At 73.1% G+C, this 12,591-nt stretch carries 7 protein-coding genes; 5 read left to right on the top strand and 2 right to left on the bottom strand.

All coding sequences use genetic code 11. The features are described 5' to 3' along the window. Positions 1-228 precede the first annotated feature (228 nt). Together typA and AC07A6_RS26710 are read right to left on the bottom strand one after the other, a co-directional pair. Entirely contained in the window at positions 229-2,133 is a 1,905-nt protein-coding gene (gene typA, locus AC07A6_RS26705; protein ID WP_478778825.1) for a translational GTPase TypA, read from the bottom strand. Positions 2,134-2,465: 332 nt separating this feature from the next. Continuing rightward, on the bottom strand, positions 2,466-4,910 hold the full coding sequence (locus tag AC07A6_RS26710) for an ABC transporter family substrate-binding protein (protein WP_478778826.1): 2,445 nt from the start codon (positions 4,908-4,910) through the stop codon (positions 2,466-2,468). Between the two features lie 400 nt (positions 4,911-5,310). Between AC07A6_RS26710 and AC07A6_RS26715 the strand changes: the two genes are divergently transcribed. From AC07A6_RS26715 to AC07A6_RS26735, 5 genes are all read left to right on the top strand, one after another. Next, on the top strand, positions 5,311-5,535 hold the full coding sequence (locus tag AC07A6_RS26715) for a hypothetical protein (protein ID WP_362469696.1): 225 nt from the start codon (positions 5,311-5,313) through the stop codon (positions 5,533-5,535). A 100-nt stretch (positions 5,536-5,635) separates the two neighbouring features. Beyond that, entirely contained in the window at positions 5,636-6,460 is an 825-nt protein-coding gene (locus AC07A6_RS26720; protein WP_386273149.1) for a hypothetical protein, read from the top strand. Position 6,461: 1 nt separating this feature from the next. Then, a complete protein-coding gene (locus AC07A6_RS26725; RefSeq protein ID WP_478778827.1) occupies positions 6,462-8,393 on the top strand; it encodes a fumarate reductase/succinate dehydrogenase flavoprotein subunit in 1,932 nt (643 codons plus the stop codon). After that, entirely contained in the window at positions 8,390-9,172 is a 783-nt protein-coding gene (locus tag AC07A6_RS26730; RefSeq protein WP_362469705.1) for a succinate dehydrogenase/fumarate reductase iron-sulfur subunit, read from the top strand. The genes AC07A6_RS26725 and AC07A6_RS26730 overlap by 4 nt, the downstream gene beginning before the upstream one ends. Before the next feature lie 45 nt (positions 9,173-9,217). Beyond that, positions 9,218-12,307: a protein kinase domain-containing protein gene (locus AC07A6_RS26735; protein WP_478778828.1), complete on the top strand. Its 3,090-nt coding sequence runs from the start codon at positions 9,218-9,220 to the stop codon at positions 12,305-12,307. The last annotated feature ends 284 nt before the right edge of the window (positions 12,308-12,591 follow it).

A 12,591-nucleotide genomic window follows, 5' to 3' on the forward strand; every position in this document is an offset into this window, starting at 1 on the left:
TCACAACATCACCGCATGGCGAAAACCCGAAATCCGGACAAACGGATAGGAGACAGACACGTGCGAAACGGACGGTTAGCTCATCATCCGGAGCGTCACGCCCGGTATGCGGACAGCGGGACTCAACAATCCGTTTGACAAATGCGAACGGCCCCTCCCCGCACCGGAGCGGTGCGGGGAGGGGCCGTTGTCAGCCGTACTGCTTTCGGCCAGAGTCCGACTCGCGGACTACTTGGCCGACTTGGCGCGCGAAGCGGTGCGCGAGCGCTCCTTCTGGTCCAGGACGACCTTGCGGATGCGCACGGCCTCCGGGGTCACCTCGACGCACTCGTCGTCGCGGCAGAACTCCAGGGACTGCTCCAGGGACAGCTTCCGCGGCGGGACGATCGCCTCGAAGGTGTCGGCGGAGGAGGAGCGCATGTTGGTGAGCTTCTTCTCCTTGGTGATGTTCACGTCCATGTCGTCGGCGCGGGAGTTCTCGCCGACGATCATGCCCTCGTACACCTCGGTGCCGGGGTCGGTGAACAGCACGCCGCGCTCCTGCAGGTTGGTCATCGCGAACGCGGTGACCGCACCGGCGCGGTCGGCGACCAGGGAGCCGTTGTTGCGGGTGACCAGCTGGCCGAACCACGGCTCGTGGCCCTCGTGGATCGAGTGGCCGATGCCGGTGCCGCGGGTCTGGGTCAGGAACTCCGTACGGAAGCCGATGAGGCCGCGGGACGGGACGACGAACTCCATGCGGACCCAGCCGGAGCCGTGGTTCGACATGTTGTCCATGCGGCCCTTGCGGACGCCCATGAGCTGCGTGACGGCGCCCATGTGCTCCTCGGGCACGTCGATGGTCATGCGCTCGACCGGCTCGTGCACCTTGCCGTCGACCTCGCGGGTGACGACCTGCGGCTTGCCGATGGTCAGCTCGAAGCCCTCGCGGCGCATCTGCTCGACCAGGATGGCCAGCGCCAGCTCACCGCGGCCCTGCACCTCCCAGGCGTCCGGGCGCTCGGTGTCCAGGACGCGAAGCGAGACGTTACCGATCAGCTCGCGGTCCAGACGGTCCTTGACCTGGCGGGCGGTGACCTTGCGGTCCTTGACCGCGGCCTTCGCGTCCGCGCCCTTGCCGGAGCCGCCGCGGCCGACCATCGGGGAGGTGTTGGTGCCGATGACCATGGAGATGGCCGGCTCGTCCACCGTGATCAGCGGCAGCGCGATCGGGTTCTCCGGGTCGGCCAGGGTCTCGCCGATCATGATGTCGGGGATACCGGCGACGGCGCAGATGTCACCGGGACCGGCGACCTCGGCGGGCTTGCGGGTGAGCGCCTCGGTCATCATCAGCTCGGTGATGCGGACGTTGGAGATCGTGCCGTCACGCTTGATCCACGCGACGGTCTGGCCCTTGCGCAGCTCGCCCTGCTCGACGCGGAGCAGCGCGATGCGGCCGAGGAAGTTGTCGGCGTCGAGGTTGGTGACGTGGGCCTGGAGGGGGGCCTCTTCGTCGTAGGTCGGGGCCGGGACGTGCTCCAGGATGGTGGAGAAGAACGGCTCCAGGTTGTCGCTGTCCGCCGGGACGGTGCCGTCCTCCGGCTTGGTCAGCGAGGCGATGCCGTCACGGCCGCAGGCGTAGACGATCGGGAACTCGATCTGGTCCTCGTCGGCGTCCAGGTCCAGGAACAGGTCGTACGTCTCGTTGACGACCTCGTCGATCCGGGAGTCCGGGCGGTCCGTCTTGTTGATGCAGAGGATGACCGGCTTGCGCTGCTGGAGGGCCTTGCGCAGCACGAAGCGGGTCTGGGGCAGCGGACCCTCGGAGGCGTCCACCAGGAGGACGACGGCGTCCACCATCGACAGACCGCGCTCGACCTCGCCACCGAAGTCGGCGTGGCCGGGGGTGTCGATGATGTTGATCGTGATCGGGGCCCCGCCGTCCTTGGGGTGGTACTTCACCGCCGTGTTCTTGGCGAGGATCGTGATGCCCTTCTCACGCTCCAGGTCGTTCGAGTCCATCATGCGGTCGTCGAGCTGCTGGTGGGCGGCGAAGGCACCGGCCTGCTTGAGCATGGCATCGACGATGGTCGTCTTGCCATGGTCGACGTGGGCGACGATGGCGACGTTACGGATGTCGTGGCGCGTGGGCACTTCGGCGCTTCTCCCGGGATCGTGGATGGCGTCGCGTACGGCCTGGCACGCGAGCCTCTGCCGGGCGGAAAACCTGCCACGGCCTTACCCCATCGTACGTCGAGTGGCGGGAACCGCCTGCCGGGGGGTCTGTCAAGGGGCCGGACGGCTGAGGAACGCCGGGTTTCGGGTGGGGGGTCCCGGCGGGGGGTGCGGCCTGTGTTCATGCGGGTCAATGGGTACGTACGACCTTGCCCGCCGGGGATCCGGCGGGCAAGGAACTTGAGTCACTTCTGAGCTTGCTACCCGGGGGTCAACCTGACAGGCCCCGTTATTTCACCCGATGTCCTCGGCTACTTCTTCTCGCCGTCCTTGGTGCCCTTGGTGTCCTTGGCGGCCGGCGGCTTCTTCCAGCCGATGTCCTGGTAGCGGGGCGCCCCGAGGCCGAAGGCCCCGGCGTTGGCCAGGCCCGGCTTCACGGCCACCAGCTCGGGGCGCTGGTAGAGCGGGATGGAACCGGCCGCCGCCCAGATCCGGGCGTCCGCCTTGCGCATCAGCTCGCGGGCCTGCGCCTCGTCCAGCTCGCCGGCCGCCTGGTCGAAGAGCTGGTCGATGTGGTCGGTGCCGACCCGGGTGTAGTTCTGTTCGACGAGGAGCGAGCCGTCGGCGGCCGGCTCCGGCTTGGCGAAGATCGGGCGGGCGTCGGTGGCCGGGAAGGCCGTCGCCGGCCACGAGTACAGGGCCAGGTCGTACTGGCCCGAGGCGATGTGGTCCTTGAAGAAGCTCTCGTCGGCCACCTTCTTGATCTCCGTGCTGATGCCGATCTTCTGGAGCATCTGGGAGATCCGCTCGCCGACCGAGCGCAGGGCCTCCGAGCCGGGCCCGGCCGGGAGGACGAAGCGCAGGCTGAGCGGCTTGCCGTCCTTGGCGAGCATCGCGCCGGAGGTACGGGCCTGCTTGGCGGGAGCCTGGACGGGGGCCGGGCTGGCCGCCGCGGGCTCCTTGGCGTCACCTTCCTCCTTGGCCTCCTCGCCCTCCGCCGGGGCCTTGGCGTCGCCGGCAGCCGCGGCCGCCTTCGCGAGGGTCTCCGCCTGGGCCAGCAGGACGTGCTCCTGCTGCGCGGCGAGCGAGGCCGGGGCCAGGGCCGGCGAGGGCCCGTCGGTGCGGCCGAAGGAGGCGATGCCGTCGGCCGGGTCCGCCCCGAAGCCGCGCACCTGCGTCCCGGGCAGGACGCGCAGCCCGGCGGCGGGGGCGCCGGGCAGGCCCGGGCGGGTGCGGCGCAGGCCCAGGTCGGCGGTGGCCGAGCGGAGGTCGCCGTTGCGCCCGTCGTCCTCGCCCACGATGTACAGGCCGTCTTCGCCGGTGCCGTCGCCCGGTCCGGGCTTGGCTCCCGCCGGGGTCTTGGAGTCGTCCTGCGAGCTCTCGGCGCTCTCGGCCCCCGCCTTCGCCGGCTCGTTCAGCTTGCCGCCCTTGCGCCAGCCCGCGTCCGCGAGCAGGGCCTGCGCCGCCTGGGTGTCCTGGCCGCCGAGGGCGTCGCTGTTGTCGGCGTACGCCTGCTGCCCGGCCAGCGCCAGGTGGCTGCCGACCGGCTTCGCGGGCAGACCGAGCGGCCTCAGGACGATCTCGGCCAGCGTCTTGCGGTCCAGGGCGCGGGCGACGGCCCGGCGGACCCGCTCGTCCGACAGCGGGCCGGAAGCCCCGTTCATCGCCAGCTGCGTGTAGGCGGGCTCCAGCGACTTGCGGACCGTGAAGCCGCGCAGGGCCGACTGCTCCTCGGCGTACTTCTTGACGGCGTCGGCGTTCTTCTGGCGGGTCTCCTGCTCCTCCTTCGCCCTGGCCTCGTCGGCGCCGTGGGCCAGCGCCCAGGAGAGGGTGGCCTGCGCGGGGGTGAGCGAGGCGCCCGGGCCGTGCGTGCCGTCCACCCGGCCGGCGTCCCGGTGGGCGAGGGCGATCCGGTCGACGCCCGAACGGTCGATCTCGGCCAGGTCCACCTTCCCCGCGGCCAGCGCCGCCGGGCGGCCCGCCCGGGGCACCGCCGTCAGCACGAGGGTGTCCAGCTTCGCGGGCCGGCCCCACCAGCGCGGGTTGCGGGTCAGCGCCGCGGTGCCGGTCTTCTTGTCGATGGCCCCGAGCCCGAAGGGCCCGGCGGTGACCTTGAGGGCGCCGCGGGCGCCCTCGTTGAAGGCCTCGGGGGTGCCCATGACCTGCTTGGGGTAGAGCGGGCTGAACAGGGAGCGCCAGTCGGCGTACGGCCTGACGAAGGTGACCTTGACCTCCAGGTCGGTCTTGCCGCGCTCGATCTTCTCGATCCGGTCGTAGCCGGCGTTGCGGGCGGTCCAGTACGCCGAGTCCTTGCCGTTCAGGGCCCGCCACTGGGCGACGAAGTCGGCGGCGCCGATCTCGCGCCCGTCGCTCCACACCGCCTGCTGGTTCAGCTTGTACAGGACGACCTGCTTGGGCTCGCGCTCGACGACCTCGGCCTTCTCCAGGTAGTCCGGATTGGCCACCGGCCGGCCCTTGGCGTCCAGGGTGAACAGCTGGGGCAGGACCGCGCCGGCGATCCGGCCGGTGGTGGCGTCCGCGTCGGCCTGGAAGGCGTTCAGGGTCTCCGGCAGGGAGTCCACGGCCCAGCGAAGCACGCCGCCGTCGGCGACCTGCTCGCGGACGGTCGTCGCGATGTCCGGTCCCGCGGCGGCCGGGCCGCCCTCGTCCTCGCCCGCGCCGCAGCCCGCGAGGAGCGGCAGTGCGAGGACTCCCGAGGTGAGGAGCGCCAAGGACCTGCGCCTTCTCTGGGTCATGGGTGGTACCTCCGGGGCGGGGCACGAGGGCCGTGAAAAGAGGGTCTTGATCACGTTCGGCGGTATATGGAGCTGATCACACCGGTGTGGAAACCCACTGAAATCGACCACCGCCCGCGTCCTCCGCAGCGGCCCCTCGCCACGCCGCGAACCCCACCCGTGCGGACCAATCCCGCTTGCGCCCCCGGGCGCGCCCCCCGCCCCCGGCCGCCGCCGGGCCGGGCGCCCAGGCGCGCGTTCCCTCGTTCGAGGGATGAAAATGGGAGCAGGGAGGGGCGCACGGTTTGCGCCTGCGCGCCCGGAATCGCTGCACGTCCCTTCACAACCGGGGACGGGAGGCGCGACACTCGCAGGCGCCCGTGAGCGTTGCCACCGCACCCTGCGGAAGTGAGGGCAAGTCATGTCCCTGCAAGACGATCTGACCGCCGTACGGCGCAGTCTCGACGAGCTGGTCCGCTCGGTGGAGCAGCTGGAGAAGGACGTCGCCCGGCAGGCGCCGGCCGCCGGCCCCAGGCCGCCGGAGAAATCCAGGATGGTGACCATCCCGGACACCCCGTACGACAACGCGCTGTGGACGGACACCGACGACGAGGGCCTCGGCGCCCGCGACCGCCGCGCCCCCTAGGACCCGCCGCCCGTCCCCGCGCAGCACCCCCATCTGGCCCGGCCGCTCCGGCGGCCGGGCCTCCTGGGCCACCCCTCGACCACTCCACCCGGAGTTCCCTTTGGCCACAGGCACGGAACCACCCCAGCAGCGGCCCGGCGGGGTCCACGGCCCCTCCCGGGCCGCGATCACGGCCCGGCACCTGCGGACCGACCGGTGGTGGCTGTCGCCCGCCGGCACCGCGGCCGGGCTGCTCGCCTTCATCGCGTACTCGACCTGGCGGGCCTTCGCCAACGACCACTACTACGCGGCCCCGTACGTCTCCCCGTTCTACTCCCCCTGTCTGGCGGAGAACTGCCAGGAGATGCGCGGCGGACCCAACCTCGACCTGTTCGGCAGCTGGTGGGGCCTGTCCCCCGCCCTGCTGATCCTGGTCTTCCCCCTCGGCTTCCGGCTGACCTGCTACTACTACCGCAAGGCCTACTACCGGGGCTTCTGGGCCTCGCCGCCCGCCTGCGCCGTCGCCGAGCCGCACGCCTCGTACACGGGCGAGACCCGCTTCCCGCTGGTCCTGCAGAACCTGCACCGGTACTTCTTCTACGCGGCGGTGCCGGTCGCCGGCATCCTCACGTACGACACCGTGCTGACCTTCCGCGACGAGCACTACGCCTGGGGCCACATGGGGCTCGGCACCCTCGTCTTCCTGGCCAACATCGTGCTGATCTGGGCCTACACGCTGTCCTGCCACTCCTGCCGGCACATCATGGGCGGCCGCCTCAAGCACTTCTCCCGGCACCCGGTGCGCTACCGCCTGTGGGGCTGGGTCAGCCGGCTCAACGCCCGCCACATGCAGCTCGCGTGGGCCTCCCTGATCAGCGTGGCCCTGTGCGACTTCTACGTGTACCTGCTGGCCAGCGGCACCATCACCGACCCGAGGATCTTCTGAGATGGCTCAAGTGGAACGGCAGCAGTGGGACGTGGTCGTGGTCGGCGCGGGCGGTGCCGGGCTGCGGGCCGCGATCGAGGCCCGCGAGCGGGGCGCCCGGACGGCCGTGATCTGCAAGTCCCTCTTCGGCAAGGCCCACACCGTGATGGCGGAGGGCGGTATCGCCGCCTCCATGGGCAACGTCAACGAGGGCGACAACTGGCAGGTCCACTTCCGCGACACCATGCGCGGCGGCAAGTTCCTCAACCAGTGGCGGATGGCCGAGCTGCACGCCAAGGAGGCCCCCGACCGGGTCTGGGAGCTGGAGACCTGGGGCGCCCTCTTCGACCGCACGCCCGACGGCCGGATCTCCCAGCGCAACTTCGGCGGGCACGAGTACCCGCGCCTCGCGCACGTCGGCGACCGGACGGGCCTGGAGCTGATCCGCACCCTCCAGCAGAAGATCGTCCAGCTCCAGCAGGAGGACTTCAGGGAGCACGGTGACCACGAGGCCCGGCTCAAGGTCTTCCAGGAGTGCACGGTCACGCGGGTTTTGAAAGATCGCAGCCTGAAAGACCGCGGCCCCGAGGACGGGGAGAGGGTCTCGGGGGTCTTCTGCTACGAGCGCGAGACCGGCCGCTTCTTCGTCCTGGAGGCCCCCGCGGTGGTCCTCGCCACCGGCGGGATCGGCAAGTCCTTCAAGACCACCTCCAACTCCTGGGAGTACACCGGCGACGGCCACGCCCTGGCCCTGCTCGCGGGAGCCCCCCTCCTCAACATGGAGTTCGTCCAGTTCCACCCCACGGGCATGGTCTGGCCGCCCTCGGTGAAGGGCATCCTCGTCACCGAGTCCGTGCGCGGCGACGGCGGGGTGCTGCGCAACTCCGAGGGCAAGCGGTTCATGTTCGACTACGTACCGGACGTCTTCAAGGAGAAGTACGCCGAGTCGGAGGAGGAGGGCGACCGCTGGTACGAGGACCCGGACCACAACCGGCGCCCGCCCGAGCTGCTCCCCCGCGACGAGGTGGCCCGCGCCATCAACTCCGAGGTGAAGGCGGGCCGCGGCTCCCCGCACGGCGGGGTGTTCCTCGACGTGTCCACCCGGATGCCCGCCGAGAAGATCAAACGCCGGCTGCCCTCCATGTACCACCAGTTCAAGGAGCTGGCGGACGTGGACATCACCGCCGAGCCCATGGAGGTCGGCCCGACCTGCCACTACGTGATGGGCGGCATCGCGGTCGACTCCGACACCGCCGCCACCGTCGGCGTACCGGGCCTGTTCGCCGCCGGCGAGGTCGCCGGCGGCATGCACGGCTCCAACCGGCTCGGCGGCAACTCCCTCTCCGACCTGCTGGTCTTCGGCCGGCGGGCCGGGCTGCACGCGGCGGAGCACGCATCGCTCCCGGGCCCGCGTCCCGCCGTCTCCCAGGAGCAGATCGACGCGGCGGCCGCCGAGGCGCTCGCCCCGTTCCACGCCGACGAGGGCGCGGAGAACCCGTACACCCTCCACCAGGAGCTCCAGACGGCGATGAACGACCTGGTCGGCATCATCCGCCGCGAGGGCGAGATGGCCGAGGCCCTGGAGCGGCTGGCGGCCCTGCGCGTACGGGCGGCCCGCGCCGGGGTCGAGGGGCACCGGCAGTTCAACCCGGGCTGGCACCTGGCACTGGACCTGCGCAACATGCTGCTGGTCAGCGAGTGCGTGGCCCGCGCCGCCCTGGAGCGCACCGAGAGCCGGGGCGGGCACACCCGCGAGGACTGCCCGGCGATGGAACGGCAGTGGCGGCCGGTGAACCTGCTGTGCCGCCCGGTCGTACCGGCTCCCGCCGATCCCGCGGGAGCCCGCATCGCCCTGGAGCGGGTCCGCACCGAGCCGATCCGGCCCGACCTGCTCGCGCTCTTCGAGAAGGAAGAACTGGCCAAGTACCTCGCCGAAGAGGAGCTGTACGGGTGACCACATACGACGCACGCTTCCGGGTCTGGCGGGGCGACGCGGAGGGCGGGGACCTCCGGGACTTCACCGTCGAGGTGCACGACGGCGAGGTGGTCCTGGACATCGTGCACCGGCTCCAGGCGACCCAGGCCTCCGACCTCGCGGTCCGCTGGAACTGCAAGGCGGGCAAGTGCGGCTCGTGCAGCGCGGAGATCAACGGCCGGCCGCGGCTGATGTGCATGACGCGGATGTCCGTCTTCGAGCGGGACGAGACCGTCACGATCACCCCGCTGCGCGCCTTCCCGGTGATCCGGGACCTGGTCACGGACGTGTCCTTCAACTACGCCAAGGCCCGCGAGGTCCCGGCCTTCGTGCCCCCGCCGGGGGTCGCGGCGGGCGAGTACCGGATGCAGCAGGTGGACGTGGAACGCTCCCAGGAGTTCCGCAAGTGCATCGAGTGCTTCCTGTGCCAGGACACCTGCCACGTGGTGCGCGACCACGAGGAGAACAAGACCGCCTTCGCAGGCCCCCGCTTCCTGATGCGGGTCGCGGAGCTGGACATGCACCCGCTGGACGCGGCCGCGGAAGCCGGCCTGGACCGCAAGCGCACCGCCCAGGAGGAACACGGGCTGGGCTACTGCAACATCACCAAGTGCTGCACGGAGGTCTGCCCCGAGGGCATCAAGATCACCGACAACGCCCTGATCCCGCTGAAGGAGCGGGCCGTGGACCGCAAGTACGACCCCCTGGTGTGGCTGGGGAACAAGATCCGGCGGCGTTCAGCCACCGACCCCCGTTAGTTCACTTCGCGGTGGAGAATGCCCCCTGGATGACCGTCGGACGACGTGATCTCAGGGGGCTTCGCGGTGCGGGTGGGGGAAGTACTGGCGGACCGGTACCGGCTGGACCAGCGGCTCGGTGCCGGAGGCATGGGCGAGGTGTGGCGGGGCCACGACCAGGCCCTGCACCGGGCCGTGGCGGTCAAGGTGCTGCTGGACGCGGCGACCAACGAGGAGCTGATAGCCCGGTTCCGGCGGGAGGCCACCATCGGGGCGCGCCTCCAGCACCCGGGCATCACCGTCGTGCACGACGTGGGGCAGCACGAGGGGCGCCTGTTCATCGTGATGGAGCTGCTCTCCGGAGAGGACCTGGGAGCGCGGCTGGCCCGCTCCCCCGGCGGACTGCCGGTGGCCGAGGCGGTCGGGCTGGCCGCGCAGACGGCGGAGGCGCTGGCCGCCGCGCACGAACGGGCCGTGGTGCACCGGGACCTGAAGCCCCAGAACCTCTTCCTGCTGCCCGGCGGCCGCCTCAAGATCTGCGACTTCGGCATAGCCCACTCCGCCGACGCGACGGCCGGCTGGACGGTGACCGGGCGGATGTTCGGCACCCCGCCGTACATGGCGCCCGAACAGTGGCGCGGCGAGCACGTGGACGCCCGCTGCGACCTGTACGCGCTGGGGTGCGTGCTGTACGCCCTGCTGAGCGGGGAGCCGCCCTTCGGGTCGGCGGAGCCGATGTACGTCCTGATGCGGCGCCACGTGGAGGACGCGCCGGAGCCGCTGGAGGTGCCCGGGGTGTCCGCGGAGCTGGGCCGGCTGGTGCTGGCGCTGCTGGCGAAGGACCCGCGGGACCGGCCGGAGTCGGCGCAGTGGGTGGCGGGGGCGCTGCGGGGGCTGGAGGGGGGTGGGGAGGGGAGTCCCGGCGCGGTCGCCGCGCTGCGGGAGGCGGAGGCGGTGTCGGTTTCGGTGCCGGACCCGGTTTCGGTGCCGGACCCGGTTTCGGTGCCGGACCCGGTTTCGGTGCCGGACCCGGTTTCGGTGCCGGACCCGGTTTCGGTGCCGGCGCCCGAGCCGGGGCCGGGGCCGGGACCGGGGCCCGAGTCGGAGGCGGACGCCCCCGTGCCCGCCCCGGTACGGGACTTCGTGCGGGAGCTGCTGCTGGAGGCCGAGGAGACCCTGGCCTCCCTGCCGGCGGGGGCCGGCGAGGCCCGCACCGAGGGGCTCGCCCTCGCGGCGGAGGCCGCGGCGCGCTTCGACGCGGACCTCGCGGGCCGGCTGCTGGCCGACGCCGAGCTCTGGGCCTGGACCGACGGGGGCGGCGACGGCGCCCGGGTGGCCGCGCTGCTGACCGGGCTGGCCCGGCGGATCTCGCGGGACGCCCCCGCCCGCACCGAGCGGGTGCTGACCGACGCGCAGCAGGCCCTGTTCGCGGTGTCCGGGCCGAACCGGCTGGCCCGGCTGCGCAAGGTCGCGGAGGAACTCGCGGCGGTCGCCCCCGAACGCGGGGTCCGGCTGGCCCGGCGGCACTTCGCCGGCAGCGCGGCGGAGGAGGCCGTACTGGCGCGGGCCGCCCTGGCCAGTGCACCGGCCGACTTCCCCCGTGCGGAGGGCTACCTGTCGCTGATCCGGAGCCCGGTGGTCCGGGCCGCCACCGAGTCCAGGGCCGTCACCGCCGTCGCCCGGCAGGACCTGCCCGCCGCCCTGCGGCTGGCCGAGCGGATCCCGGGCGGCGGGGCCCGGGTGCGGGCGCTGTGCCGGGTGGCGGGCGAACGCTCCGGCGTCGGGGACCGGGCCGGCGCGGCCGAGGCCCTGGCCCTGGCGGAGCGGGCGCTGGCCGACACCGGGAACGGGGACCTGGAGGCGGCCCGCGCGGAACTGGAGGCCGCCCGGGACCTGAGCGCGCAGGGACGCCCCTCCGTACTGGACCCGGCCGCCGCGCGGGAACGGGCCGCCGCCGCCCGGCGGCTGGCCGAACCCGCCGAGCGGGGCCGGGAGCTGGCCTGGATCGCCCGGGACTGCACGGCGGGAGCGCCCTGGCTGGCGGCCGCCGCCGCGGACCCCGGCACGCCGCCCCCGCGCGGGGTGACGCTGCGCCCCGACAAGGCCGGGCCCCGGCCGGCGGCGGGGTGGCGGTCCGGGGAGCTGCCGGACGAGCTGCACGCCGCCGGGGAGCTGGCGGTGTGGACGGCGGGGGCCGAGGTCGGCTGCGTGGACGCCGCGACGGGGGCCGGGCGCTGGATGGCGTACGCCGACGACGGGGTGCGGGCTCGGCCGCTGCCGGAGCCGGAGTGGGTGTGGTGCAGGACCGACGCGGACACCGTGTGCGTGGTCGTGACGTCGGGCGCCGGGTCGCACGGGCGCCTGGTGGTCCGGGACTCGGCGGACGGGCGGGTGCGGTGGTGGCGGGAGCTGACGGAGCCGGTGGGGCTGATCCCGGCGCCGGGGCTGGTGCTGCACGCGGCGGACGGCGAGCTGACCGCCCTGGACAAGACCGACGGGCAGCCGCTGTGGCGGCATCCGCTGCCGGGCGTGACCTCCTTCACCGTCGCGGGCGAGTGCCTGGTCCTCGGCGACGGCCGGCAGCTGCGGGCGCTGCACCTGCCGGGCGGGACCCCGCTGTGGTCCTGGCCGCGCGGCTACGACGCCGGCGCGCGGCCGGCCCCCGACCACCTGCCGGGCGGGCCGGTGCACGTACTGGCCGGCGGTGTGCTGCACGCCCTGGACCGGCGCAAGGGCTACGAGCTGTGGCGCTTCGAGCCGGGGACGCCGGCGGCGGGGCTGCTCGTCGAGGACGGGGTGGTGTACGTGGCCGCGTACCGGGCGGAGCAGGGCTGGGACGTGGTGTTCGCGCTGGACGCGGCGAGCGGGTCGGTGCGGTGGCAGCGGCCGGTGACGCGGCGGGAGGGCACGGAGTGCGTGCTGGAGCTGCTGGGGGTGCGGCGGGGGGTGCTGTACGTGAAGTCCTCCCACGGCGGGCGCCGCGGGCTCCTGGGGCGGACGGCCCTGCCGTTCGTGACGGGCCTGGACGTCGGCACGGGCAAGCCCCGCGGGCACTGGGACCACCCGGCGAACGGGCCCGCGCCGGTGGTCGCCGCCGACACCCTCGTCCTAGGGCGGCCGCTGCTGGCGGGCGTGCCGCTCCCTTCTCCTTCTTGACGCGCCGCTCCCCTTCTTGACGCGCCGCTCGCGCGGCTCGGCGCCGGGGCGCCTCCCCGGCTTCGCACCGCCGCGCCGGACTCCGTCCGGCGGCCTGCGGGGCGGGGCCGGTTCGGGTGGCTGGGGCGGTGGGTCGTGTGCGGGTGGGTGGGCCGCTGCGCGGGGCGAGGTCCCCTCCCCGCCCTTCGCCCGTTCCCCGGGGCTGCGCCCCGGACCCCCTGGGGGCTCCGCCCCCAGACCCCCGCGCCTCAAACGCCGGCGAGGCTATAGATAGCCCCGCCGGC

This window comes from Streptomyces sp. NPDC044002 (genome assembly GCF_056434525.1).

Bases quoted from the DNA above. Each gene is read 5' to 3' on its own strand.
- AC07A6_RS26725 (WP_478778827.1), top strand. From the start codon at position 6,462: ATGGCTCAAGTGGAACGGCAGCAGTGGGACGTGGTCGTGGTCGGCGCG.
- AC07A6_RS26715 (WP_362469696.1), top strand. From the start codon at position 5,311: ATGTCCCTGCAAGACGATCTGACCGCCGTACGGCGCAGTCTCGACGAG.
- AC07A6_RS26710 (WP_478778826.1), bottom strand. From the start codon at position 4,910: ATGACCCAGAGAAGGCGCAGGTCCTTGGCGCTCCTCACCTCGGGAGTC.